22 protein-coding genes and 2 tRNA genes are annotated in these 25,041 nt (G+C 54.1%); 5 read left to right on the top strand and 19 right to left on the bottom strand.

What is annotated here, in order from left to right; translation table 11 throughout:
- Positions 1–24: 24 nt before the first annotated feature.
- Entirely contained in the window at positions 25–309 is a 285-nt protein-coding gene (locus tag B2Q93_RS05070) for a GIY-YIG nuclease family protein (protein ID WP_040073907.1), read from the top strand.
- A 1-nt stretch (position 310) separates the two neighbouring features.
- On the opposite strand, the gene B2Q93_RS05065 is transcribed toward B2Q93_RS05070, so the two are convergent.
- Positions 311–814 carry a GNAT family N-acetyltransferase gene (locus B2Q93_RS05065; protein WP_046885792.1) on the bottom strand — a complete coding sequence of 168 codons (504 nt, stop codon included), beginning with the start codon at positions 812–814 and terminating at the stop codon, positions 311–313.
- Positions 808–1,332, bottom strand: coding sequence for a ubiquinone anaerobic biosynthesis accessory factor UbiT (gene ubiT, locus B2Q93_RS05060; RefSeq protein ID WP_212476752.1), 525 nt, complete (start codon positions 1,330–1,332; stop codon positions 808–810). Before ubiT ends, B2Q93_RS05065 begins: the two co-directional genes overlap by 7 nt.
- A gap of 219 nt (positions 1,333–1,551) precedes the next feature.
- Here ubiT and ubiU point away from each other — a divergent pair, with 219 nt between their 5' ends.
- From ubiU to B2Q93_RS05045, 3 genes are all read left to right on the top strand, one after another.
- Positions 1,552–2,547: a ubiquinone anaerobic biosynthesis protein UbiU gene (gene ubiU, locus B2Q93_RS05055; RefSeq protein ID WP_212476754.1), complete on the top strand. Its 996-nt coding sequence runs from the start codon at positions 1,552–1,554 to the stop codon at positions 2,545–2,547.
- Positions 2,548–2,554: 7 nt separating this feature from the next.
- A complete protein-coding gene (locus tag B2Q93_RS05050; RefSeq protein ID WP_040073903.1) occupies positions 2,555–3,433 on the top strand; it encodes a U32 family peptidase in 879 nt (292 codons plus the stop codon).
- An 80-nt stretch (positions 3,434–3,513) separates the two neighbouring features.
- Entirely contained in the window at positions 3,514–4,521 is a 1,008-nt protein-coding gene (locus B2Q93_RS05045) for a luciferase-like monooxygenase (protein ID WP_286932046.1), read from the top strand.
- A gap of 46 nt (positions 4,522–4,567) precedes the next feature.
- Here the strand turns inward: B2Q93_RS05045 and mtr are convergent, their stop codons facing one another.
- The 12 genes from mtr to B2Q93_RS04985 all read right to left on the bottom strand — a co-directional run bounded on the left by mtr (position 4,568) and on the right by B2Q93_RS04985 (position 18,333).
- On the bottom strand, positions 4,568–5,812 hold the full coding sequence (gene mtr, locus B2Q93_RS05040; protein ID WP_207292464.1) for a tryptophan permease: 1,245 nt from the start codon (positions 5,810–5,812) through the stop codon (positions 4,568–4,570).
- A gap of 143 nt (positions 5,813–5,955) precedes the next feature.
- Positions 5,956–7,884 carry a DEAD/DEAH family ATP-dependent RNA helicase gene (locus B2Q93_RS05035; protein WP_040073900.1) on the bottom strand — a complete coding sequence of 643 codons (1,929 nt, stop codon included), beginning with the start codon at positions 7,882–7,884 and terminating at the stop codon, positions 5,956–5,958.
- The gene (yrbN, locus tag B2Q93_RS05030; RefSeq protein WP_097397692.1) at positions 7,877–7,957 is read right to left on the bottom strand and encodes a protein YrbN; all 81 of its coding nucleotides are present in this window, start codon (positions 7,955–7,957) and stop codon (positions 7,877–7,879) included. The genes B2Q93_RS05035 and yrbN overlap by 8 nt, the downstream gene beginning before the upstream one ends.
- Positions 7,958–8,064: 107 nt before the next feature.
- Positions 8,065–8,949 carry a lipoprotein NlpI gene (gene nlpI, locus B2Q93_RS05025; RefSeq protein ID WP_286932044.1) on the bottom strand — a complete coding sequence of 295 codons (885 nt, stop codon included), beginning with the start codon at positions 8,947–8,949 and terminating at the stop codon, positions 8,065–8,067.
- 110 nt (positions 8,950–9,059) lie between these two features.
- Positions 9,060–11,195, bottom strand: a complete 2,136-nt coding sequence (gene pnp / locus B2Q93_RS05020; RefSeq protein ID WP_040073898.1) for a polyribonucleotide nucleotidyltransferase — start codon at positions 11,193–11,195, stop codon at positions 9,060–9,062.
- 241 nt (positions 11,196–11,436) lie between these two features.
- Entirely contained in the window at positions 11,437–11,706 is a 270-nt protein-coding gene (gene rpsO / locus B2Q93_RS05015; RefSeq protein WP_032614416.1) for a 30S ribosomal protein S15, read from the bottom strand.
- Positions 11,707–11,858: 152 nt separating this feature from the next.
- Positions 11,859–12,803, bottom strand: coding sequence for a tRNA pseudouridine(55) synthase TruB (gene truB / locus B2Q93_RS05010; RefSeq protein WP_286932042.1), 945 nt, complete (start codon positions 12,801–12,803; stop codon positions 11,859–11,861).
- Complete coding sequence (gene rbfA, locus B2Q93_RS05005; RefSeq protein WP_040073896.1) at positions 12,803–13,204, bottom strand: 30S ribosome-binding factor RbfA; 402 nt, start codon at positions 13,202–13,204, stop codon at positions 12,803–12,805. Before rbfA ends, truB begins: the two co-directional genes overlap by 1 nt.
- Before the next feature lie 146 nt (positions 13,205–13,350).
- Positions 13,351–16,041 (bottom strand): translation initiation factor IF-2, encoded by a 2,691-nt coding sequence (infB, locus tag B2Q93_RS05000; RefSeq protein ID WP_040073895.1) that lies wholly within the window; start codon positions 16,039–16,041, stop codon positions 13,351–13,353.
- A gap of 24 nt (positions 16,042–16,065) precedes the next feature.
- A complete protein-coding gene (gene nusA / locus B2Q93_RS04995) occupies positions 16,066–17,568 on the bottom strand; it encodes a transcription termination factor NusA (RefSeq protein ID WP_040073894.1) in 1,503 nt (500 codons plus the stop codon).
- A 28-nt stretch (positions 17,569–17,596) separates the two neighbouring features.
- Entirely contained in the window at positions 17,597–18,049 is a 453-nt protein-coding gene (gene rimP, locus B2Q93_RS04990) for a ribosome maturation factor RimP (RefSeq protein WP_040078388.1), read from the bottom strand.
- A gap of 207 nt (positions 18,050–18,256) precedes the next feature.
- Positions 18,257–18,333 (bottom strand) — tRNA-Met (locus tag B2Q93_RS04985).
- A 286-nt stretch (positions 18,334–18,619) separates the two neighbouring features.
- Here B2Q93_RS04985 and argG point away from each other — a divergent pair.
- Complete coding sequence (gene argG / locus B2Q93_RS04980) at positions 18,620–19,966, top strand: argininosuccinate synthase (protein ID WP_046885788.1); 1,347 nt, start codon at positions 18,620–18,622, stop codon at positions 19,964–19,966.
- A gap of 153 nt (positions 19,967–20,119) precedes the next feature.
- Here the strand turns inward: argG and B2Q93_RS04975 are convergent.
- From B2Q93_RS04975 to ftsH, 5 genes are all read right to left on the bottom strand, one after another.
- Positions 20,120–20,206: transfer RNA gene (locus B2Q93_RS04975), tRNA-Leu, on the bottom strand.
- 13 nt (positions 20,207–20,219) lie between these two features.
- Positions 20,220–20,552, bottom strand: coding sequence for a preprotein translocase subunit SecG (secG, locus tag B2Q93_RS04970; RefSeq protein WP_032614427.1), 333 nt, complete (start codon positions 20,550–20,552; stop codon positions 20,220–20,222).
- A 224-nt stretch (positions 20,553–20,776) separates the two neighbouring features.
- On the bottom strand, positions 20,777–22,114 hold the full coding sequence (gene glmM, locus B2Q93_RS04965) for a phosphoglucosamine mutase (protein ID WP_286932040.1): 1,338 nt from the start codon (positions 22,112–22,114) through the stop codon (positions 20,777–20,779).
- Entirely contained in the window at positions 22,107–22,955 is an 849-nt protein-coding gene (gene folP, locus B2Q93_RS04960; protein WP_046885786.1) for a dihydropteroate synthase, read from the bottom strand. The genes glmM and folP overlap by 8 nt, the downstream gene beginning before the upstream one ends.
- Positions 22,956–23,055: 100 nt before the next feature.
- A complete protein-coding gene (gene ftsH, locus B2Q93_RS04955) occupies positions 23,056–24,990 on the bottom strand; it encodes an ATP-dependent zinc metalloprotease FtsH (RefSeq protein WP_046885785.1) in 1,935 nt (644 codons plus the stop codon).
- Between the last annotated feature and the right edge of the window lie 51 nt (positions 24,991–25,041).

Below are 25,041 nucleotides of genomic sequence, written 5' to 3'. Positions count from 1 at the left end.
CCTTAACATAACGAATTGATAGCCGTGTGCTGGTTTCTCTATCTTATCCGTACCGCTGATAACGCACTTTACACGGGGATCACCACCGATGTGGCGCGGCGTTTCTTGCAACATCAAACCGGAAAAGGGGCAAAAGCCTTGCGGGGAAAAGGTGAGCTGCAGCTCGCGTTTGCGGCACCGGTGGGTGAGCGCTCGCTGGCGCTGCGGCTGGAATACAGGATCAAGCAGCTTACGAAGCGCCAGAAAGAGCGCCTCGTCGCCGGGGATGGATCGTTCGAGGCGCTACGCGAGAGCCTGCTAACGCCGTGAGTTAAAAACGGTTAAAGTGGTCGTGATACTCAACCAGGCCGCTTACCCCCTGCAGCGCGTCATCAGCCAGACGATGCACCTGGAAGGCAGATTCCGTCCCCGGCCAGCGGCAATGCAGGTCGTAATGGGCTGCCTTTTCAAAGCCTAGCTTGCTGTAAAAGGCAGGGTCGCCCAAAGTGACCACGGCGGCGTAGCCAAACTCGTTCAGGGAGTCCAGCCCTTCATAAACCAGCTGGCGTGCCAGCCCCTGGCCACGGTAACTTTCGTCTACCGCCAGCGGAGCCATACCGACCCACTGCAGCTCTTCACCCTGTACGGAAACCGGGCTGAACGCGACGTAACCAACGACCTGCCCCTCATCATCGGTCGCCACCAGCCCAAGGGTGATCAGGCCATCTTCACGAAGATTATGCACCAGCTGCGCTTCACCCTCACCTTCGAAAGCGCGACGTAACAAGGCATCGATGCCGGGGGCATCAATCCCAATTTCAACTCGAATCAGCATGGCTCACCTACTGAAGTGTGTTTACTCTCCGGCGGGCTTTTCAGACCTGCCTCGACAAAATCGGCCATTTGCAGCAAGGCCATGCGTAACGCTTTTGGCATCTGCTCCAGCTCAATGGCATCCATCAGGTTTTTCACATACAGACCTAACTCGGTATCCCCTTCAATCACCAGACGGCGTTGGAAAAAGAGTGTGTCAGGATCCTGTTTACGCGCTGCGATCATCAGGAGATCGCTGGCATCTGCGCTGAAACTGACATCGGCTTCGGCAGATTCACGAACGACCAGCCGACCCTTTTCGACAGAGGTAAACCAGCAAAGACCGATATCACGAACGGTGATGCTTAACCAGCGCCCTTCCAGAAATTCCAGCTCGCCCTCTTCCAGCGCCTGGCGGAATTGCCAGCTTAGCAGTTGTTCCAGCACCTGGCGCTTCAGTGCAAAGGGGGTGAGCTTCACCGGCAAACTTAACAGTGACGGGCCTGCCTGTACGAGTCGTGAACGCAGTTTTTCCAGCACGAACTTTTCTCCCTGATATCTATAGTCCCGATATATTGCCATATCCAGTCGTCGGTATAGCGGCGTAAATCAACAAACCAGCGACCTTCATCAGCCATTATTGGTCCCATCAATACGCGATTAACTGCCTCAAATCAAAATTTGTCCCCAGGGGGTTCATTAAAATCCCTGTTTTATAACATTTTTGCATCCCCTGGGCTGCGAACGTCAGGATACATTATGGAACTGCTCTGTCCTGCCGGAAATCTTCCGGCGCTTAAGGCGGCTATCGAAAATGGCGCCGATGCGGTTTACATCGGTCTGAAAGATGACACTAACGCCCGCCACTTCGCAGGCCTCAATTTTACCGAGAAAAAGCTGCAGGAAGCCGCCCGTTTTGTGCACCAGCATCGCCGTAAACTGCATATTGCGATTAACACCTTCGCCCACCCGGATGGCTATTCCCGCTGGGAGCGCGCGGTGGATATGGCAGCTCAGTCAGGTGCCGATGCGCTGATCCTGGCCGATCTCGCTATGCTGGAGTATGCCGCAGAACGCTATCCTCATATTGAGCGCCATGTCTCGGTACAGGCCTCGGCGACCAATGAAGAAGCGATCCGTTTTTATCATCGTCACTTCGATGTTGCCCGCGTCGTATTGCCGCGGGTGCTCTCTATTCATCAGGTTAAGCAACTGGCGCGCGTCACGCCAGTTCCGCTGGAAGTTTTTGCGTTCGGCAGCCTGTGCATCATGGCCGAAGGGCGCTGCTACCTCTCCTCTTATTTAACCGGGGAATCACCCAATACCGTTGGCGCATGTTCCCCTGCCCGCTTTGTACGCTGGCAGCAGACACCGAAAGGGCTGGAGTCTCGCCTGAACGATGTGTTGATCGACCGCTACCAGGAGGGGGAAAACGCAGGCTACCCAACGCTGTGTAAAGGGCGCTACCTGGTGGACGGCGAGCGCTATCACGCTCTTGAAGAGCCCACCAGCCTTAACACGCTGTCGCTATTACCAGAGCTGCTGGCTGCGAATATCGCCTCGGTGAAAATTGAAGGCCGCCAGCGTAGCCCGGCCTACGTTAGCCAGGTGGCAAAAGTGTGGCGTCAGGCGATAGATCGCTGTATGGCCGATCCACAAAACTATGCGCCACAGCCCGCCTGGATGGAGACGCTCGGCGCCATGTCCGAAGGCACCCAAACTACGCTTGGCGCGTATCACCGTAAATGGCAGTGAGATAACCATGAAATATTCCTTAGGGCCGGTACTTTACTACTGGCCGAAAGAGACGCTGGAAGCGTTCTATCAGCAGGCGGCCACCAGCAGCGCCGATGTGATCTATCTTGGCGAAGCAGTGTGCAGTAAACGCCGCGCCACAAAAGTGGGTGACTGGCTGGAGATGGCAAAAAATCTGGCGGGCAGCGGCAAACAGGTGGTGCTTTCAACGCTTGCGCTGGTGCAAGCCTCCTCTGAGCTGGGCGAAATAAAACGATACGTTGATAACGGTGAGTTTTTACTCGAGGCCAGCGACCTGGGGGTGGTGAACCTGTGCGCCGAGCGCAAGCTGCCGTTTGTCGCAGGCCATGCGCTGAACTGCTATAACGCCGTAACCTTGCGTCTGCTGCTTAAACAGGGGATGACCCGCTGGTGTATGCCGGTTGAGCTGTCGCGTGACTGGCTGGTCAATTTGCTAGACCAGTGCGAAACGCTGGGGATCCGCAATCAGTTTGAAGTGGAGGTGCTGAGCTATGGTCATCTGCCGCTGGCTTACTCTGCCCGCTGCTTTACCGCCCGCTCGGAAGACCGTCCGAAGGACGAATGCGAAACCTGCTGCATAAAGTACCCGAACGGGCGCAGCATGCTGTCGCAGGAAAATCAGCAGGTGTTCGTCCTCAACGGTATTCAGACCATGAGCGGCTATGTCTACAATCTCGGTAACGAGCTGACGTCGATGGACGGGCTGGTGGATATGGTGCGCTTGTCCCCACTGGATACTAACGTTTTCGCCATGCTCGATGCGTTTCGCGCCAATCAACACGGCGAAGCTCCCCTGCCGCTGACTGCCAACAGTGACTGCAACGGCTACTGGAAACGCCTTGCCGGGCTGGAGCTGCAGGGCTGACGTAATAGCTCACTTTGTTAACAACTTTAGCTAATCTTTAATGCAGTATGGAAAGATTAACCGGAACAAAGTGAGCTCTTATGACTGATAAAACCATTCCGTTTTCGGTGCTGGATCTGGCACCGATCCCTGAAGGCTCCTCTGCCCGAGAGGCTTTTTCACACTCCCTGGATCTCGCGCGTCAGGCTGAACAGCGTGGCTATCATCGCTACTGGCTGGCGGAACATCACAATATGGTGGGCATCGCCAGTGCGGCAACCTCTGTGCTGCTGGGCTATCTGGCCGCGAATACCACCACGCTGCACCTGGGCTCAGGTGGCGTCATGCTGCCGAACCACTCTCCGCTGGTCATCGCCGAGCAGTTCGGGACCTTAAATACCCTCTACCCGGGGCGCATCGACTTAGGTCTGGGCCGTGCGCCTGGTAGCGATCAGCCCACGATGCGCGCGCTGCGCCGCCATATGAGCGGCGATGTGGACAATTTCCCTCGCGATGTGCTTGAGCTCGTCGAGTGGTTCGACGCTCGCGACCCGAACCCTCATGTCCGCCCGGTGCCGGGCTATGGCGAGAAGATCCCCGTCTGGCTGCTGGGCTCTAACCTCTATAGCGCCCAGCTCGCAGCCCAGCTTGGCCTGCCTTTTGCCTTCGCGTCGCACTTCGCGCCAGATATGCTGCACCAGGCGCTGCATCTTTATCGTACCCAGTTCAAGCCGTCTGCGCGACTTGAGAAGCCGTATGCGATGGTCTGCATTAACATTGTTGCTGCCGATAGCAACCGCGATGCAGAGTTCCTCTTTACCTCTATGCAGCAGGCGTTTATGAAGTTGCGTCGCGGCGAAAGCGGGCAGTTACCGCCGCCGGTCGAGAATATCCATCAGCTGTGGTCAGCCTCCGAGCAGTACGGGGTTCAGCAGGCGCTTAGTATGTCGCTGGTGGGCGATAAAGCGAAAGTACGCCACGGGCTGGAAGCGGTTCTGCGTGAAACCCAGGCCGACGAGATTATGGTCAACGGCCAGATTTTCGATCATCAGGCTCGTTTACACTCGTTTGATCTGGCGATGCAGGTGAAAGAAGAATTGGTGGGTTAGTTGTGATTCTGCCCTCTCCTGTGGGGAGAGGGTAAAATGATCCGATTTACGGATATACCGGCAACAGATTAAAGCTCGACAGGATGTGCACCAGGGCGTTGCCCACCCCGAAGACCAGAATCAGGGCAATCATCGGCTTTCCACCCCAGACGCGGAATGTTGGACTGCCGAAGCGTTGACGCGATTTACGCGCGAGCAGCGCAGGAACAATTGCCGCCCAGATGGTGGCCGCCAGCCCCGCATAGCCGATAGCATACAGGAAACCATTCGGCCACATCAGACCACCCACAATCGGGGGCAGGAAGGTCAGCAGCGCGGTTTTGAAGCGCCCCGGCGCGGAATCATCAAAGCCAAACAGATCCGCCAGGTAATCAAACAGGCCCAGCGTCACGCCGAGGAAGGAACTTGCCACCGCGAAGTTCGAGAAGATAACCAGCAGCAGATCCAGACTGCGGCTGTTCAGTACACCGCTTAACGCCTGCACCAGCACATCGATGTTTCCGCCCTTCTGCGCAATGCCGATAAATTCCGGACGCGGGATGTTACCCATCGTCCCCAGCAGCCAGATGACATACAGCCCCAGCGCCAGCAGCGTGCCGTACACCAGGCACTTCACAATGGTACGCGGATCTTTGCCGTAATACTTCATCAGGCTCGGCACGTTACCGTGATAACCGAACGACGCCAGACAGAACGGTAAGGTCATCAGCAGGTACGGCGTGTAGCTGGCATGACTTTCCGCCACGTTAAACAGCGTTGCTGGCGTCACATGCCCCAGCAGGCTGCCAAAGGTGAGGAAGAAAGTGATGACTTTGGCGCCCAGTACAATGGCCGTCATGCGGCTGACGGCCTTTGTGCTCAGCCAGACGATAAAGGCCACCGCCAGCGCAAAGCACAACCCCGCCAGACGCGCCGGCACGTCTAATGACAGTTCTGAAAAGGTGTGATGCAGAATCGAACCGCTCGCAGAAATGTAGGCGTACGTCAGGATATAAAGCACGAATGCGATGGAGAGACCGTTTACCAGGTTCCAGCCTTTGCCCAGCAAGTCTTTCGTAATGGTGTCGAAGCTGGAACCTATGCGGTAGTTCAGGTTGGCTTCCAGAATCATCAGCCCGGAGTGCAACATACAAAACCAGGTGAAGACCAGCGCTGCCAGTGACCAGAAGAACCACGCCCCGGACATGACCACCGGCAAGGAGAACATCCCCGCGCCGATAATGGTGCCGCCGATGATCACCACGCCGCCGAGCAGCGAAGGTGACGTTTGGGTGGTGGTTAGTGTCGCCATACAGCCAGATCTCCAGTCATAAATTTGGTACAGCATATCAATGCGCTGCACTGTACCAGTACAAGAGTACAAAAGGAATAAAAAAAGCCCCGATAATGATTACCGGGGCTGTATAGATTACTTTACGCTAGTTAACCCAGGGGTTACGCATCGCCACCGAAGCGGCGACGGCTGGTGCCTTCGTCACGACGTGGACCACGGTTTTCGCGACGTTCACCGCTGAAGCGACCCGCGCCTGGCGCTGCGCCTTCACGACGAGGACCACGACCGCCTTCACGACGCTCACCGCCGCCGAAGCTACGACCACCTTCACGACGCTCACCACCGCCACGACGTTCGCCGCCACGGTCAGGACGCGGCTGAGCATCGCCCAGCAACTGCATGTTCATCGGTTTGTTCAGAATGCGGGTGCGAGTAAAGTGCTGCAGAACTTCGCCCGGCATACCTTTCGGCAGTTCGATAGTAGAGTGGGTACCGAACAGCTTGATGTTACCGATGTAACGGCTGCTGATGTCGCCTTCGTTAGCGATAGCGCCAACGATATGACGAACTTCAACACCATCATCACGGCCAACTTCAATACGGTACAGTTCCATATCGCCAGCGTCACGACGCTCACGACGTGGACGGTCTTCACCACCACGCTCTGGACGATCGCCACGTGGGCCACGGTCGTTACGATCACCACGACGCTCGAAACGGTCGTCACGGTCACGGAACTCACGCTTAGGACGCATTGGCGCATCTGGCGGAACGATCAGGGTACGTTCGCCCTGAGCCATTTTCAGCAGTGCCGCAGCCAGAGCTTCCATATCCAGCTCTTCGCCTTCTTCCACCGGCTGAATCTTCGCCAGCAGACCACGGTACTGATCCAGATCGCTGCTTTCCAGCTGCTGCTGAACTTTGGCGGCGAATTTTTCCAGACGGCGTTTGCCCAGCAGCTCTGCGTTTGGCAGGTCTGCTTCTGGAATGGTCAGTTTCATGGTGCGTTCGATGTTGCGCAGCAGACGACGCTCGCGGTTCTCAACGAACAGCAGCGCACGGCCAGCACGACCCGCACGACCGGTACGACCGATACGGTGAACGTAAGACTCGGAGTCCATTGGAATGTCGTAGTTCACAACCAGGCTGATACGCTCAACGTCCAGACCACGTGCTGCCACGTCGGTTGCAATCAGGATATCCAGACGACCATCTTTCAGACGCTCCAGCGTCTGCTCACGCAGAGCCTGGTTCATATCACCATTCAGCGCTGCGCTGTTATAGCCGTTACGCTCCAGCGCTTCAGCCACTTCCAGGGTCGCGTTTTTGGTACGCACGAAGATAATCGCCGCATCAAAATCTTCCGCTTCCAGGAAGCGTACCAGCGCTTCATTTTTACGCATGCCGTAGACAGACCAGTAGCTCTGGCTGATGTCAGGACGCGTGGTCACGCTGGACTGAATACGTACTTCCTGCGGCTCTTTCATGAAGCGGCGGGTAATACGACGGATAGCTTCTGGCATGGTTGCAGAGAACAGAGCGGTCTGATGACCTTCCGGGATCTGCGCCATAATGGTTTCTACGTCTTCGATGAAGCCCATACGCAGCATTTCATCTGCTTCATCCAGTACCAGACCGCTCAGTTTAGAGAGATCAAGAGTACCGCGCTTCAGGTGATCCAGCAGACGGCCCGGCGTACCGACGACAATCTGTGGGCCCTGGCGCAGGGCGCGTAACTGCACGTCATAACGCTGGCCGCCGTACAGGGCTACCACGTTTACGCCGCGCATATGTTTAGAGAATTCAGTCATTGCTTCTGCAACCTGAACAGCCAGTTCACGGGTTGGAGCAAGAACGAGGATCTGCGGTGCACGCAGGTCCGGATCAATGTTGTTCAGCAGCGGCAGCGAGAACGCCGCAGTTTTACCGCTACCCGTCTGGGCCATGCCCAGCACGTCACGACCAGAGAGCAGATGTGGGATACACTCTGCCTGGATCGGAGATGGTTTTTCGTAACCCAGATCGTTAAGGGCTTCAAGGATAGGAGCCTTCAGGCCCAGATCTGCAAAAGTGGTTTCGAATTCAGCCATGTAGTACAAGTGCCTCGATATTAATGGCGGCCAGTCTACTTAGCTCATCGTGAAAATGATTAGCAATTTTCATTGAAAAGTGTGAACCGGCTCAAAGTAGGTGTATTGACGAACAACAACGCCCTCACCAGTGAAGGTGATGGCAATCAAAAGATTACGGGCTGATGTTTATGTCGTCAGCTATTGCTGGTCCGATTCTGCCAGGTCGTCATGCTCCTGGCCCAAGAGCGATAATTCCAACAATGCATAACGGTGCTCAACATAGTTGTGTACGTTGTTAGCAACCGCTAATTTGAACAGTGCCGTAGCGCTGTCCATATCCCCCAGACTTAGGTAGTACTTACCTAAATAGAAGTTGGTTTCACTGAGATGTTCAGCGAGCGAGGTGTTATCCGTTGCGTCCGCCTTGAGCCGTTCCATTAGCTTTGCTTCGCTAATGTTGCCCAGGTAGAACTCGACAATATTCCATCCCCATTGTTCCTTGTCCGATTTGTCGAAGCGCTGTTTCAGTGCTTCTTTGGCCTGCTTCGCATCAAGCTTCTGCTCAACGATGTAAAGCCACAGGCTACGGAAAGGATCGTTCGGATCGTCTTGATAAAACGCCAGCAGATCATCTTGCGCTAACTTGTCACGACCGCCGTAATACAGGGCGATACCGCGATTCAAGTGCGCGTAGTTGTAAGTTGGATCAAGCTCAAGTACAGAATCAAACGCTTCATAGGCAGCATCAAAATTGCCTGCCTGCGTTAAATAAATGCCTAAGTAATTGAATACTTCAGGCATATCGGGTCGGATGGCTAACGCTTGTGAAAAATCATTTCGCGCCAGTGCCCTCAGACCGAGACTATCATACAACACTCCGCGCTCATATAAAAGCTGTGCGCGTTCGTCATCGGTTAAAGCCCGACTGGCAAGAATTTGTTCCATGCGAGCCAGAATCACTTCTTGCTGCAAAGTCGGTTGCAATGGTACCGCGAGGACTTCACTTTTACGCCAGGCAGAGTTGCTGCATCCGGCCAGCGTTAAAGCTGTCGCAACGAAACACCAGCGCAGAAAAGGCTTCATTTCCCACTCCCGAAGACAACAATTGGATGAACGTCCTGTCCCCCGGCGGCTCAACAAGGCGTCCTGCCTGATAATAAGCCCTCCGCCTGAGCGGAGGGCAAATGGCAACCTTACTCGCCTTGTTCCGCTGCCGGAGCTTCCGGCGCGGCGGCAGGCTGTGACTGCTCGGTCGCTTCTTTAATGCTCAGACGGATACGGCCCTGACGGTCAACTTCCAGAACCTTAACCGGTACTTCCTGACCCATCTGCAGGTAATCGGTCACTTTCTCAACGCGCTTGTCGGCGATCTGAGAGATGTGAACCAGACCTTCTTTACCGCCACCGATGGCAACAAACGCGCCAAAGTCAACGATACGGGTCACTTTACCATTGTAGATGCGGCCCACTTCGATTTCCGCAGTAATTTCTTCGATGCGACGGATTGCGTATTTTGCTTTCTCGCCGTCGGTTGCTGCGATCTTCACAGTACCGTCATCTTCGATTTCGATAGTGGTGCCAGTCTCTTCGGTCAGAGCACGGATAACAGAACCGCCTTTACCGATAACGTCTTTGATCTTGTCCGGGCTGATCTTAATCGTGTGGATACGCGGAGCGAACTGAGAGATGTCGCCGCGCGGCGCGTTGATCGCCTGTTCCATCACGCCCAGGATGTGCAGACGCGCACCTTTAGCCTGGTTCAGCGCAACCTGCATGATCTCTTTGGTGATGCCTTCAATTTTGATATCCATCTGCAGTGCAGAGATACCGTCGCGGGAACCCGCCACTTTGAAGTCCATATCACCCAGGTGGTCTTCGTCGCCCAGGATGTCAGACAGAACAACGAAGTTGTCGCCTTCTTTCACCAGACCCATCGCAATACCTGCAACGGCGGCTTTGATTGGCACACCTGCGTCCATCAGCGCCAGGGATGCGCCACATACGGAAGCCATGGAGGAAGAACCGTTGGATTCGGTGATTTCAGAAACCACACGCACGGTGTACGGGAATTTATCAGCTTCTGGCATAACCGCCAGCACGCCACGTTTCGCCAGACGACCGTGACCAATTTCACGACGCTTCGGCGAACCTACCATACCGGTCTCACCAACGGAGTACGGAGGGAAGTTGTAGTGGAACAGGAAGCTGTCAGTACGCTCACCCATCAGTTCGTCGATGTTCTGCGCGTCACGTGCAGTACCCAGGGTCGCGGTAACCAGCGCCTGAGTTTCGCCACGGGTGAACAGTGCGGAACCGTGAGTACGTGGCAGAACGCCAGTACGCACATCCAGACCACGGATCATGTCTTTCTCACGGCCATCGATGCGCGGCTCGCCTGCCAGTACACGGCTACGAACAACGTTTTTCTCGATAGCGTGCAGGATTTCGCTCAGCTCGTTAGCATCCAGCGTTTCGTCTTCAGCCACTAGCGTCGCAACGGTTTCAGATTTGATCACGTCAACCTGAGCATAACGCTCTTGTTTGTCAGTGATACGGTAAGCATCGCTCAGGCGAGATTCTGCCAGAGCCGCTACGCGTGCGTTCAGCGCGTCGTTTGCCGCTTCTGGCTGCCAGTCCCAACGTGGTTTACCGGCTTCTTTCACCAGGTCGTTGATGTTCTGGATAACGATCTGCTGCTGGTCGTGGCCATATACCACAGCACCCAGCATCTGGTCTTCGCTCAGCAGCTCAGCTTCGGATTCAACCATCAGCACTGCCGCTTCAGTACCCGCAACTACCAGGTCCAGCTTACTCTCTTTCAGCTCTTCCTGAGTTGGGTTCAGTACATACTGGTCATTGATATAACCAACACGTGCAGCACCGATTGGGCCATTGAACGGAATACCAGATAGGGAGAGCGCAGCAGATGCGCCGATCATCGCAACGATGTCCGGGTTAACCTGTGGGTTAACAGAAACAACGGTGGCGATAACCTGTACTTCGTTAACGAAGCCTTCCGGGAACAGCGGGCGAACCGGGCGGTCAATCAGACGCGCGATCAGGGTTTCGCCTTCGCTTGGACGGCCTTCACGACGGAAGAAACCACCCGGGATTTTACCGGCAGCGTAGGTACGCTCCTGGTAGTTAACGGTCAGCGGGAAAAAGTCCTGACCTGGTTTAGCTTTTTTCTGGCCGACAACGGTCACGAATACCGCGGTGTCATCCATGCTTACCATTACGGCAGCAGTCGCCTGACGCGCCATCATGCCGGTTTCCAGCGTAACGGTGTGTTGACCGTACTGGAATTTACGAACGATCGGATTCAGCAAGATTCTGTCCTTTCTTAAATAAGTGTCCGCACACCCCTGGCGTGCTGACGATTTAACCGGATCTACTCTGCATCCTCGCGACTAATGACAACCGACACCCTTATGGGTGAAGCCTCTCATTAGCCGCGCGAACCTCTGCAATGCAGATCATTTAAAGCAACAATACATTAGTTTCCAGTGAATTGCTGCGTCTGATTGAAAAAAGGGGCCATAAGGCCCCCTTTTCTGAAACTCGCAAGACTTAGCGACGCAGACCCAGACGCTCGATCAGCGCGGTGTAGCGTGCAACATCTTTACGTTTCAGGTAGTCGAGCAGTTTACGACGCTGAGAAACCATACGCAGCAGACCACGACGGCTGTGGTGATCTTTTTTGTGCTCTGCAAAGTGACCCTGCAGGTGGTTAATCTGTGCAGTCAGCAGTGCAACCTGAACTTCGGTAGAACCGCTGTCGTTAGCATCACGACCAAACTCAGAAACGATTTTAGCTTTAGCTTCAACGCTTAGAGACATTTTACAACTCCAAAGTATAAAGAATGAAAGGATGCCGATCTCTAATTCAGCTATCCCGAGTATAACGCCAGCCTATTGTTAAACAATTTGCGAGACGTTAAGCCGCAATATTCTACCCGCCTCCCCTGCTTATCGCAAGTTGAGGCGTGAGGTTATGCGGGATATTCGACCACCAGACGACGGGGTGCGACACGCCCTTCGTCATCCATTTCACCCATACCGATGAACTTACCTTCATCACCTTCCGTGACGCGAACCAGGCCACCGGCCGGTGCGCCTGAGGTGCGAACAGGGTTGCCGTTTTTAAAGTAAACGGATGATGTTAACGGCAAATTCACGACCGGATAGTCCGCGGCCGGACTGTCCATAGGCATCAAAAGCGGGTCCAGCAGCTCGGCGGCAGAGAGACCCTGCTGTTCCGCCTGCTCCACCAGCGCACCAAGCTGCTCAAGCGTTACCATCCGCTCAGCGGGATAGTTGCTGACGGCAAGGCGACGCAGGTAGATGACGTGCGCGCCGCAACCCAGTTTTTCGCCCAGGTCGTCGATAATGGTGCGGATGTAAGTGCCCTTTGAACAGTGCACTTCCAGCTCCAGCTCGTCGCCTTCGTGGCGGATAAACAGCAGCTCGTAAACGGTGATCGGGCGAGCCTCACGCGGCACCTCGATACCCTGACGCGCATACTCGTAGAGCTTCTTGCCTTGGTATTTCAGCGCCGAATACATAGAGGGCACCTGCTGAGTCTCGCCACGGAAGCTTTCCAGCGCATCAGCAAGCTGTTCTGCGCTAAAAGTGACAGGACGTTCTTCCACGACCTGACCATCAGCATCAGAGGTATCGGTACGCTGACCCAGCTTTGCGATGACGCGATAGCGCTTATCAGAATCCAGCAGATACTGAGAAAACTTTGTCGCTTCGCCAAGACAGACTGGCAGCATGCCGGTCGCCAGGGGGTCCAGCGCACCGGTATGGCCGGCTCGGTTGGCGTTATATAGACGCTTTACCTTTTGCAGAACGTCGTTGCTGGATGCCCCTTGCGGTTTATCCAGCAACAGCACGCCATGCACGTCGCGACCGCGACGACGAGGACGACTCATCAGTCCTCCTTATTGTCGTCCGGGTTTACACGACGTTCGTCGTCGTGTTTAACCACGCTGGTCACCAGGTTGGACATGCGCATACCTTCTACCAGCGAGTTGTCATAGAAGAAGGTCAGCTCAGGCACGATACGCAGGCGCATTGCTTTGCCAAGCAGGGAACGGATGAAACCCGAAGCTTCCTGCAGCGCTTTAATGCCGTTTTTTACTGCCGCTTCGTCCTGATCGTTCAGGAAGGTCACGAACACTTTGGCATAGGCCAGGTCACGGGACATTTCAACGCCGGACACGGTGGTCATCATGCCCACGCGTGGGTCTTTAATTTCGCGTTGCAGAATGAGCGCGATCTCTTTCTGCATTTCCTGCGCTACACGCTGAGGGCGACCAAATTCTTTCGCCATAATAAATTCTCCAGACAAAAAAGGGGCTAAAAGCCCCTTTTGAAATTATTGCCGGGTGGCGCTTCGCTTACCCGGCCTACGCGAATTAACCATCTAAGGATTTTGGTTTGCCGCCAACACAGTGGCGGCCCAAAAGCCGACGACGATTACGCGATGGTACGCTGAATTTCGATGATCTCGAACACTTCGATCATGTCGCCAACGCGAACATCGTTGTAGTTCTTCACGCCGATACCACATTCCATACCGTTACGGACTTCGTTAACGTCATCTTTGAAGCGGCGCAGAGATTCCAGCTCGCCTTCGTAGATAACCACGTTGTCACGCAGTACGCGGATTGGGTTGTGACGTTTGATGGTACCTTCAGTAACCATACAGCCCGCGATAGCACCAAACTTCGGTGATTTGAACACGTCACGGACTTCAGCCAGACCGATGATCTGCTGTTTCAGCTCAGGAGAGAGCATACCGCTCATCGCTGCTTTCACTTCGTCGATCAGATGATAGATGACGGAGTAGTAACGCAGATCCAGGCTTTCAGCATCAATAACTTTACGCGCGGACGCATCAGCACGAACGTTGAAGCCAACCAGGATAGCGTTGGAAGCAGCAGCCAGGGTCGCGTCGGTTTCGGTGATACCACCTACGCCTGAACCGATGATCTTCACTTTCACTTCGTCGGTAGACAGTTTCAGCAAGGAGTCGGAGATCGCTTCCACAGAACCCTGAACGTCGGCTTTCAGAACCACGTTCACTTCGTGAACTTCGCCTTCGGTCATGTTGGCAAACATGTTCTCGAGTTTAGATTTCTGCTGACGAGCCAGTTTAACTTCACGGAATTTGCCCTGACGATACAGCGCAACTTCACGTGCTTTCTTCTCGTCACGAACTACGGTCACTTCGTCACCCGCAGCCGGCACGCCGGACAGACCCAGGATTTCCACCGGAATGGACGGACCTGCTTCCATCACTTCCTGGCCCAGTTCGTCACGCATTGCACGAACACGGCCATACTCGAAGCCACACAGTACGATGTCACCTTTATTCAGGGTACCTTCGCGTACCAGTACGGTTGCAACCGGGCCACGACCTTTATCCAGGAAGGACTCGATAACCGCGCCGCTCGCCATACCTTTACGAACCGCTTTCAGCTCCAGAACTTCAGCCTGCAGCAGGATAGCGTTCAGCAGGTCGTCGATACCGGTACCCGCTTTTGCAGATACAGGGATGAACTGTGCTTCACCGCCCCACTCTTCCGGCATAACGCCGTACTGAGAGAGTTCGTTTTTAACGCGGTCCATGTCAGCTTCTGGTTTGTCGATTTTGTTGACTGCAACAACCAGTGGCACCTGCGCCGCTTTCGCGTGCTGGATAGCTTCGATGGTCTGTGGCATCACGCCGTCGTCGGCTGCAACAACCAGTACCACGATATCCGTTGCCTGCGCACCACGAGCACGCATTGAGGTAAAGGCGGCGTGGCCCGGGGTATCCAGGAAGGTGATCATGCCGTTATCGGTTTCTACGTGGTAAGCACCGATGTGCTGGGTAATACCACCCGCTTCGCCGGAGGCAACCTTAGTAGAACGAATGTAGTCGAGCAGAGAGGTTTTACCGTGGTCAACGTGACCCATGATGGTCACAACCGGTGCACGCGGTTCAGCCGCAGCGCCAGTGTCACGGTCGCTCATTACTGCTTCTTCCAGCTCGTTTTCACGACGCAGGATAACTTTGTGGCCCATCTCTTCGGCAACCAGCTGTGCGGTTTCCTGATCGATAACCTGGTTGATGGTCGCCATCGCGCCCAGCTTCATCATCGCTTTGATGACCTGAGAGCCTTTCACGGCCATCTTGTTCGCCAGATCGCCAACGGTGATGGTTTCGCCAATGATAACGTCACGGTTAACAGCCTGCGCTGGCTTCTGGAAGCCCTGCTGCAGAGCGGAACCTTTACGCTTACCGCCTTTCCCACCGCGACCCGCTGCACGCGCTTCTTCGCGATCGGCTTTGGATTCAGCGTGCTTGTTGCCTTTCTTCTGAGGACGGGCAGTCTTAGACGCGGTGCGGGTACGGCCACGACCACCTTCAACTTCACGGTCGTTTTCGTCTTCTGCCTGGCGTGCATGCTGGGAAGTGGTTACGTGATAATCGCTGGTGTCTTCAGTCTGTTCAGCGGTATTCACGCCGTTTTTCTCGTTTTCTTCTGCCATACGGCGCGCTTCTTCAGCAACACGACGTGCGTCTTCTTCCAGCTTACGGCGAGCTTCTTCTTCCGCTTTACGCTTCAGTTCAGCTGCTTCATTTTCACGACGGGCTTTTTCCGTCTGGGCTGTTTTGGTCATTTCGTCAGTCTGTTGATTGCTCACTTTGTCTTTTTCCGCAGCTTCACGCTTCGCTTTATCACTGGCGTCGCGTTTCGCTTTTTCTGCGGCCTCACGTTCAGCTTTTAATTCTGCTTCACGTTTGGCAGTTGCTTCTGCCTCACGCTGAGCTTGTTCTTCCGCTTCACGCTGTGCCTGCTCTTCCGCAGCAAGGCGCTCTGCCTCTTGCGGATCACGTTTTACAAAGGTGCGCGTCTTGCGGACTTCGATTTGTACCGATTTGCTTTTACCACCGGTACCAGGGATATTCAACGTACTGCGCGTTTTGCGCTGCAACGTTAACTTGTCAGGCGTAGAACCATGTTCACGGTTCAGGTGCGCTAACAAGGTTTGTTTCTCTTGCGCGGTTACCGAATCATCAGCGGACTTCGGGATCCCTGCATCAGCAAATTGCTGTACCAGGCGATCCACGGAGGTCTGAATCTCGGCAGCCAGCGTTTTTACAGTTACATCAGTCATGCTGTTCCTTCCTGCTACAGTTTATTACGCTTCGTCGCCAAACCAGCAAATATTACGTGCGGCCATGATGAGTTCGCCGGCTTTCTCGTCGGTTAAACCTTCGATATCGGCCAGGTCATCAACGCCTTGTTCAGCGAGATCTTCCAGCGTACAAACACCACGGGCAGCCAGCTTGAACGCAATCGCACGATCAAGACCTTCCAGATTCAGCAGGTCATCAGCCGGCTTCTTATCACCAAGGCTTTCTTCCTGAGCCAGTGCCAGGGTGGTCAGTGCGTTTTTAGCGCGTTCACGCAGGGCTTCAACGGTTGGCTCATCCAGACCGTCAATTTCCAGCAGCTCTTTCATTGGCACATAGGCCAGTTCTTCCAGCGTAGAGAAGCCTTCTTCAACCAGTACAGTGGCGAAATCTTCGTCAATGTCCAGGTACTTAGTGAAGGTATCGATCGCCGCGTGGGCTTCAGCCTGATGCTTAGCCTGCAGGTCATCAACGGTCATTACGTTGAGTTCCCAGCCGCTCAGCTGAGACGCCAGACGCACGTTTTGACCGTTACGGCCAATCGCCTGCGCCAGGTTACCCGCTTCAACAGCGATATCCATGGTGTGCTTATCTTCGTCCACAACAATGGAAGCTACGTCAGCCGGCGCCATCGCGTTGATCACGAATTGCGCCGGGTTGTCGTCCCACAGAACGATATCGATACGTTCGCCGCCCAGTTCGGTCGAGACCGCCTGCACGCGAGCACCACGCATACCTACGCATGCGCCAACCGGATCGATACGCTTGTCGTTGGTTTTTACCGCGATTTTCGCACGGGAACCAGGATCGCGAGCGGCCGCTTTGATTTCGATAACTTCTTCGCCGATTTCCGGCACTTCAATGCGGAACAGTTCAACCAGCATTTCTGGTTTAGAACGCGTCACGAACAGCTGGGCACCGCGTGCTTCTGGACGCACAGCGTAAAGTACGCCACGGATACGGTCACCCGGACGGAAGTTTTCACGCGGGAGCATGTCTTCACGCAGGATGACGGCTTCAGCGTTACCCGCCATGCCTTCAGATTTGATTTCCAGGGAAATGTTGTCGCGGTTAACTTTCTTCACCACGCCAGTAACGATTTCACCTTCCTGATCGCGGAACTGATCAACCACCATAGCGCGCTCGGCTTCACGTACTTTCTGCACGATAACCTGCTTCGCCGTCTGGGTAGTGATACGGTCGAAGGTCACAGATTCAATCTGATCTTCAACATACTCGCCAACATTCAGGCTTTCATCTTCGAAACGTGCTGCTTCCAGCGTGATCTCTTTAGTCGGCTGAGTCACTTCTTCCACGATCACCCAACGGCGGAACGTGTCGAAGTCACCGCTTCTGCGATCGATTTCAACGCGAACATCGATCTCTTGCTCGTATTTTTTCTTGGTTGCTGTAGCCAGTGCACTTTCCAGCGCTTCGAAAATCTTCTCACGCGGCAGCGCTTTCTCATTGGAAACGGCTTCAACAACAGCCAAAATTTCTTTGTTCATCGCGGGCTTTTCACCTCAATCCAGACTGTTAAAAGTGGGGAACCAGGTTCGCCTTCTGGATATTACTCAGCGCGAACACTTCATCTTTGCCTTCGACTGTCACCGTGATCATTTCACCATCAACGGCTTTGATAACGCCCTGCCATTTACGGCGGTTCTGTACAGCCATACGCAGAACGAGAGCCACTTCTTCACCGGTAAAACGCACATAGTGCTCGGCCGTGAACATTGGACGATCGAGGCCAGGTGAGGAAACTTCCAGGTTGTATGCAACAGTAATCGGGTCTTCAACGTCAAGAACCGCACTCACCTGGTGGCTGACATCAGCACAATCGTCAACATTGATGCCATCTTCACTATCAATATAGATGCGCAGCGTCGATGTACGGCCGCGAACGAATTCGATGCCGACCAGTTCGTAGCCCAGTGCTTCGACCGGTGCTGTAATCATCTCTGTTAATTTTTGCTCTAATGTGGACAAGCCCACCCCCAAGACATAAAAAAAGGGCATAAAGCCCAGTTATTCTGTAGTCAGATAACAAAAAACCCCGATAAATCGGGGCTTTAGATAACTGAACCCTATAGCCGCAACTGCGGCCTGGAGCACTCTCCGAAAGAATTCTTTCAAATCCAGCTACGAAGGCTCTGAGTCTTCACAGTATATTTGAAAAAGAACTTAATGGGAAAGTGGTTGCGGGGGCCGGATTTGAACCGACGACCTTCGGGTTATGAGCCCGACGAGCTACCAGGCTGCTCCACCCCGCGCCTGAAACGTGGCAAATTCTACTCGTTTTGGGTAAAAAATGCAAATAATGCTGGGATTTGGTACCGAGGACGGGACGTAAAATCGGCGTTTAGTATATTGATAGTATGGGTTGGCTGTCAACCCTGTAACCGACAGTGGAAAGGCTAAGATATTTTTACAAAAAGTACACGAATGTCTTCCGGTCATCGTCAAAAGATGATTAAATGAAAACTCACTTATTTTGCATAAAAATGCAATTCAGGTGAAAAGGATAACTCATCAGTCAATCAAGCAGGGTTTTATTTTATGACGACGATTCTCAAGCATCTTCCGCAAGGACAACGTATTGGCATCGCTTTTTCGGGCGGCCTGGATACCAGCGCTGCACTGCTGTGGATGCGCCAAAAGGGAGCGGTTCCTTATGCATATACTGCGAACCTGGGTCAGCCGGATGAGGACGATTATGAAGCCATCCCGCGTCGCGCCATGGAGTATGGTGCAGAGAACGCCCGTCTGATTGACTGCCGTAAGCAACTGGTTGCTGAAGGTATCGCAGCCATTCAGTGTGGCGCGTTTCATAACACTACCGGCGGTTTGACTTATTTCAATACCACGCCTCTGGGTCGCGCCGTGACCGGTACTATGCTGGTTGCTGCGATGAAAGAAGACGGCGTCAATATCTGGGGCGACGGCAGCACCTATAAAGGCAACGACATTGAGCGTTTCTATCGCTATGGCCTGCTGACCAACGCTGAACTGCAGATCTACAAACCCTGGCTGGATACCGATTTCATCGATGAGCTGGGTGGTCGTCATGAAATGTCTGAATTTATGATTGCCTGCGGCTTCGATTATAAGATGTCCGTCGAGAAAGCTTACTCAACTGACTCCAACATGCTGGGTGCGACGCACGAAGCGAAAGACCTGGAGTACCTGAACTCCAGCGTGAAGATCGTTAACCCGATCATGGGCGTTAAGTTCTGGGACGAAAACGTCAAAATCCAGGCCGAAGAAGTGACAGTACGTTTCGAGCGCGGCCATCCGGTTGCCCTGAACGGCAAAACCTTCTCTGACGATGTCGAGCTGATGATGGAAGCGAACCGTATCGGCGGACGTCACGGTCTGGGCATGAGCGACCAGATTGAGAACCGTATTATCGAAGCGAAAAGCCGTGGCATCTATGAAGCTCCGGGGATGGCGCTGCTGCACATTGCCTATGAACGTCTGCTGACCGGTATTCACAACGAAGATACCATCGAGCAGTATCACTCTCATGGTCGTCAGTTAGGTAAACTTCTGTATCAGGGCCGCTGGTTCGACCCGCAGGCACTGATGCTGCGTGATGCGTTGCAGCGCTGGGTGGCAAGCGCCATCACGGGCGAAGTGACGCTGGAGCTGCGTCGCGGTAATGACTACTCCATCCTTAACACGGTCTCTGACAACCTGACCTACCAGGCAGAACGTCTGACCATGGAGAAAGGCGATTCAGTCTTCTCTCCGGACGATCGTATCGGCCAGCTGACTATGCGTAATCTGGATATCACCGATACCCGTGCCAAGCTGTTCACCTATACTGAGAACGGTCTGCTCTCGGTATCCGGTGGAAATGGTTTGCCGCAGGTTGAGAATCAGGATCATAACGATAAGCCGTAATCGTTAATCCGAAAGACAAAAAGCGCCTGCCAGGCGCTTTTTTTTGCCCTTTAACGGGGCGCGTCGATAGTATCTAACCCATTATCGTCACTGTCAGGTGATAAAGGACCGACGAAAAAAAAGACGCTTTTCAGCGTCTTTCTTTCGGAATATTGGTACCGAGGATGGGACTCGAACCCACAAGCCCGTTAGGGCACTACCACCTCAAGGTAGCGTGTCTACCAATTCCACCACCTCGGTACGGAATACTTACTTACTGCGGGATATCGCTGGTCGGCTTAGCCGGTGCAGCTGGCTGAGTCTGCTCGGATTTCGCCGGCGCGCTCAGGTTTTCCCACTCACTTCCCTTACTGGTCTTGTTGCTGTTGATATTGCCAAGCGCCAGGCTGATGATGAAAAACAGCGTCGCCAGAATCGCCGTTGCGCGGGTCATGAAGTTACCAGAACCACTTGAACCGAACAGCGTACCGGAAGCGCCTGCTCCGAAGGAGGCTCCCATGTCAGCGCCTTTACCTTGCTGCAGCATAATCAGCGCAACGAGTGCGATGGCCACAATAAGGAAAACAACCAAAAGAGCTTCGTACATAATCAACCTGTTCCTTGCGGATTTGCCGCATACCAATGCTTCGACCAATAAGCAGGAATTTCTCTTTCCCACTGAAGCGGGTGTGAATACTAACCAAAGCGAATGACCTTCGCAAGGGCAATTTCAGCGCATTGTATCAAGTGCGGAAAAAAACAGCAAAAGCCGCACATCTGCGCAATTTAAAGGCGGCAATCGCCGCCTTTTTAAACACTTAACCTGAATGATTATGCCGCTTTTACCGCATCGGCGATACGGTGAGCAAATTCAGTCACCTGAGCTTCGTCTTCACCCTCTACCATCACGCGGATCAGCGGTTCAGTACCAGATTTACGCAGTAACACACGGCCACGTGAGCCCAGCGCAGCTTCAACCTCGGCCATGACGGCTTTCACGTTCTCATTTTCCAGCGGATCGCCGCTACCTGCAGAGAAACGTACGTTGACCAAAATCTGCGGGAACATTTTCATGCCGCTGCAGAGGTCGTACAGGGACATATGGTTACGTACCATCGCCGCCACAACCTGCAGGCCCGCCACGATGCCATCGCCCGTGGTGGTTTTATCCAGCAGAATAACGTGACCGGAGTTTTCAGCCCCAATGCGCCACCCTTTCTCCTGCAATTTTTCCAGTACATAGCGATCGCCCACTTTCGCGCGGACAAACGGAATGCCGAGCTGTTTCAGCGCCAGTTCCAGACCCATGTTACTCATCAGCGTGCCAACAGCACCGCCGCGCAGTTGTCCCTGGCGCAGCCCTTCACGCGCAATGATATACAAGATCTGGTCGCCATCGACCTTGTGACCCTCATGGTCGACCATGATGACGCGGTCGCCGTCGCCGTCCAGCGCAATCCCCAGATCGGCTTTTTCAGCCAGCACACGAGCCTGCAGTGCCCGGACGTCGGTGGCCCCGACGCCTTCGTTGATGTTCACGCCATCCGGTTCACAGCCGATAGTAATCACTTTCGCGCCCAGTTCGCGGAACACATTCGGTGCAATGTGGTAGGTCGCGCCGTTCGCACAGTCGACAACGATTTTGAGATGGCTAAGGCTCAGCTCGTTAGGGAAGGTACCTTTGCAGAATTCAATGTAGCGGCCCGCAGCATCCACAATGCGGCTCGCTTTACCCAGCTCAGCAGAATCCACGCAGGTGATCTCTTTTTCCATCTCCGCTTCAATGGCTTCCTCTACTTCATCCGGCAGTTTAGTACCGTCGATGGAGAAGAATTTGATGCCGTTGTCATAAAACGGGTTATGGGAAGCAGAGATAACAATACCCGCTTCCGCGCGGAAGGTGCGGGTGAGATAAGCCACTGCAGGGGTCGGCATCGGTCCTGTAAAGGAGGCAGAAAGCCCCGCAGCGGCCAGCCCAGCCTCTAATGCCGATTCCAGCATATAACCGGAGATACGCGTATCTTTGCCAATGATGATTTTGCGTGAGCCGTGACGCGCCAGCACTTTACCAGCTGCCCAGCCCAGCTTCAGGACAAAATCAGGGGTGATTGGTGCATCGCCTACGCGCCCACGGATGCCATCGGTACCAAAATATTTACGTTCACTCATAGCGTTTGTTTTCCTTCGCTGCCAGTGTAGCTTCCACTACACGCATGGCTTCAACAGTCTCTTTTACGTCATGGACGCGAATAATATGAGCTCCCTGCATCGCTGCAATAACGGCGCAAGCCAGGCTGCCGCTCAGGCGCTCGGAAGGGCCCACGTTCAGCAACTGTCCTATCATTGATTTTCTCGACATCCCAACCAGCAGCGGCAGGCCAAAATGGTGAAACTCAGATAAGCGCGCAAGAAGTTCGTAGTTATGGGAGAGATTCTTACCGAAACCGAATCCCGGGTCGAGTAGCAATTTCTCTTTTGGGATGCCTGCACGCTCACAGCGTGCGATATGCTCAATAAAGAAGCGATTAACATCGGCAAAGACATCTGCATACTTAGGCGCTTCCTGCATCGTTTTCGGCTGCCCCTGCATGTGCATCAGGCACACCGGTAGCCCGGTTTCTGCTGCCGCCTCAAGCGCGCCCGGCTCGGTCAGCGAGCGAATGTCATTGATAATGTGAGCACCTACTCTCGCCACTTCGCGAATCACTTCAGGCTTAGAGGTGTCGACGGAAATCCACACTTCAAAACGTTGAGCAATCGCCTCAACCACTGGAACGACGCGCGCTAACTCTTCGTCTACCGAAACATCCGCCGCCCCCGGGCGCGTGGACTCCCCGCCGACATCAATAATGGTGGCACCCGCGTTGATCATCAAATTCGCGTGTCTCACCGCCTCAATAAGCGTGTTGTGCGTCCCGCCGTCGGAGAAGGAGTCAGGGGTAACGTTCAGGATACCCATCACATGAGGATGTGAGAGTTCAAGATGCGAATCCTGGGCGAAAAGTTTCATGGCAAAAATCCCTGGTAACTGTATGGTTTAGCGGAAAAGAAAAACCCCGGAGCAAGCTCCAGGGTTTTGAAGTTAAGACAAACGCATCAACAGCAGTGACTTATTTGTCGCCCAACTGTTCTGACATGGTGTTACCCGGGTTTGGCGTACGCGGTTCATCGACCGGACGCGGTGCACGCGGAGTGCCATTGTTGTCAGAATTGTTGGAAGCGCCTGGGTCTTCCCAGCCTGCTGGCGGACGCACATCACGGCGAGCCATCAGGTCGTCGATCTGCGGCGCATCGATGGTTTCATACTTCATGAGCGCATCTTTCATCGCATGCAGGATGTCCATATTGTCATTCAGGATTTGACGAGCACGAGCATAGTTACGCTCGATAAGCGATTTCACTTCCTGATCGATGATACGTGCTGTTTCATCGGACATATGTTTGGCTTTCGCTACAGAACGGCCCAGGAAAACTTCACCCTCTTCTTCCGCATACAGCAGAGGACCGAGTTTGTCAGAGAAGCCCCATTGGGTCACCATGTTACGCGCCAGGTTAGTCGCAACTTTAATATCGTTGGACGCACCGGTAGAAACATGTTCCGCACCGTAGATGATCTCCTCTGCCAGACGACCACCGTAGAGGGTCGAAATCTGACTTTCCAGCTTCTGACGGCTGGCGCTGATCGCGTCGCCCTCTGGCAGGAAGAAGGTCACACCCAGCGCACGACCGCGCGGAATAATCGTCACTTTGTGTACCGGATCATGTTCCGGTACCAGACGACCAATAATGGCGTGGCCCGCTTCGTGATAAGCCGTGGACTCTTTCTGCGCTTCCGTCATCACCATGGAGCGACGTTCCGCACCCATCATGATTTTGTCTTTCGCTTTCTCGAACTCCACCATGGAAACCACGCGCTTGTTACCGCGAGCCGCAAACAGAGCCGCTTCGTTCACCAGGTTAGCCAGGTCAGCACCGGAGAAGCCCGGCGTACCGCGCGCAATGATTGCCGCATCGATATCTGGCGCCAGCGGAACGCGACGCATGTGTACTTTCAGAATCTGTTCACGACCACGAACATCCGGCAGACCGACCACAACCTGACGGTCGAAACGGCCTGGACGCAGCAGTGCTGGGTCAAGTACGTCCGGACGGTTAGTCGCCGCAATAACGATAATACCTTCGTTACCTTCGAAGCCATCCATCTCAACCAGCATCTGGTTAAGGGTCTGTTCGCGCTCATCGTGACCACCGCCCAGGCCTGCACCACGCTGGCGGCCTACGGCGTCGATTTCATCGATGAAGATGATGCACGGTGCCGCTTTCTTGGCCTGTTCGAACATGTCGCGCACACGAGATGCACCCACACCCACGAACATTTCCACGAAGTCGGAACCAGAAATGGTAAAGAACGGCACCTTCGCTTCACCCGCAATGGCTTTCGCCAGCAGGGTTTTACCGGTACCTGGAGGGCCGACCATCAGAACGCCTTTCGGGATCTTACCGCCCAGTTTCTGGAAACGGCTCGGCTCACGCAGATATTCAACCAGCTCACCCACCTCTTCTTTTGCTTCGTCACAACCTGCGACGTCGGCAAAAGTGGTTTTGATCTGGTCTTCCGTCAGCATGCGCGCCTTACTCTTACCGAACGACATGGCGCCTTTGCCACCGCCGCCCTGCATCTGGCGCATAAAGAAGATCCAGACGCCGATAAGCAGCAGCATCGGGAACCACGAAATGAAGATAGAAGCCAGCAGGCTTGGCTCTTCCGGCGGCTCACCGACCACCTTGACGTTTTTAGTCAGAAGGTTATCAAGCAGCTTAGGATCGTTCACCGGGATGTAAGTCGTGTAACGGTTACTATCTTTCTTGGTAACGTTGATCTCACGTCCGTTGATACGCGCTTCGCGAACCTGATCCTGGTTGACCTCTTGCAGGAAGGTAGAATAATCCACCTTGCGGCCATTAGACTCGCTGGGCCCAAAGCTCTGGAATACTGACATCAGCACAACGGCAATGACCAGCCAGAGTATTAGGTTTTTCGCCATGTCACTCAAGGGATTAACCTCTTATTACAACTGTGTTAAAAACAGCGTCAG

Origin of the sequence: Leclercia sp. UBA5958 (genome assembly GCF_002430365.1) — a bacterium.
Lineage (GTDB): Bacteria > Pseudomonadota > Gammaproteobacteria > Enterobacterales > Enterobacteriaceae > Enterobacter > Enterobacter pneumoniae.
Note: the sequence above shows the minus strand (reverse complement) of the source record. Positions and strands in the feature narration are given on the sequence as shown.

Bases quoted from the DNA above. Each gene is read 5' to 3' on its own strand.
- ubiU (WP_212476754.1), top strand. From the start codon at position 1,552: ATGGAACTGCTCTGTCCTGCCGGAAATCTTCCGGCGCTTAAGGCGGCT.
- rpsO (WP_032614416.1), bottom strand. From the start codon at position 11,706: ATGTCTCTAAGCGTTGAAGCTAAAGCTAAAATCGTTTCTGAGTTTGGT.
- B2Q93_RS05045 (WP_286932046.1), top strand. From the start codon at position 3,514: ATGACTGATAAAACCATTCCGTTTTCGGTGCTGGATCTGGCACCGATC.
- rbfA (WP_040073896.1), bottom strand. From the start codon at position 13,204: ATGGCGAAAGAATTTGGTCGCCCTCAGCGTGTAGCGCAGGAAATGCAG.
- nusA (WP_040073894.1), bottom strand. From the start codon at position 17,568: ATGAACAAAGAAATTTTGGCTGTTGTTGAAGCCGTTTCCAATGAGAAA.
- ftsH (WP_046885785.1), bottom strand. From the start codon at position 24,990: ATGGCGAAAAACCTAATACTCTGGCTGGTCATTGCCGTTGTGCTGATG.
- B2Q93_RS05050 (WP_040073903.1), top strand. From the start codon at position 2,555: ATGAAATATTCCTTAGGGCCGGTACTTTACTACTGGCCGAAAGAGACG.
- B2Q93_RS05065 (WP_046885792.1), bottom strand. From the start codon at position 814: ATGCTGATTCGAGTTGAAATTGGGATTGATGCCCCCGGCATCGATGCC.
- folP (WP_046885786.1), bottom strand. From the start codon at position 22,955: ATGAAACTTTTCGCCCAGGATTCGCATCTTGAACTCTCACATCCTCAT.
- mtr (WP_207292464.1), bottom strand. From the start codon at position 5,812: ATGGCGACACTAACCACCACCCAAACGTCACCTTCGCTGCTCGGCGGC.
- infB (WP_040073895.1), bottom strand. From the start codon at position 16,041: ATGACTGATGTAACTGTAAAAACGCTGGCTGCCGAGATTCAGACCTCC.
- yrbN (WP_097397692.1), bottom strand. From the start codon at position 7,957: ATGAAAATTGCTAATCATTTTCACGATGAGCTAAGTAGACTGGCCGCC.
- glmM (WP_286932040.1), bottom strand. From the start codon at position 22,114: ATGAGTGAACGTAAATATTTTGGTACCGATGGCATCCGTGGGCGCGTA.
- secG (WP_032614427.1), bottom strand. From the start codon at position 20,552: ATGTACGAAGCTCTTTTGGTTGTTTTCCTTATTGTGGCCATCGCACTC.
- truB (WP_286932042.1), bottom strand. From the start codon at position 12,803: ATGAGTCGTCCTCGTCGTCGCGGTCGCGACGTGCATGGCGTGCTGTTG.
- nlpI (WP_286932044.1), bottom strand. From the start codon at position 8,949: ATGAAGCCTTTTCTGCGCTGGTGTTTCGTTGCGACAGCTTTAACGCTG.
- argG (WP_046885788.1), top strand. From the start codon at position 18,620: ATGACGACGATTCTCAAGCATCTTCCGCAAGGACAACGTATTGGCATC.
- B2Q93_RS05035 (WP_040073900.1), bottom strand. From the start codon at position 7,884: ATGGCTGAATTCGAAACCACTTTTGCAGATCTGGGCCTGAAGGCTCCT.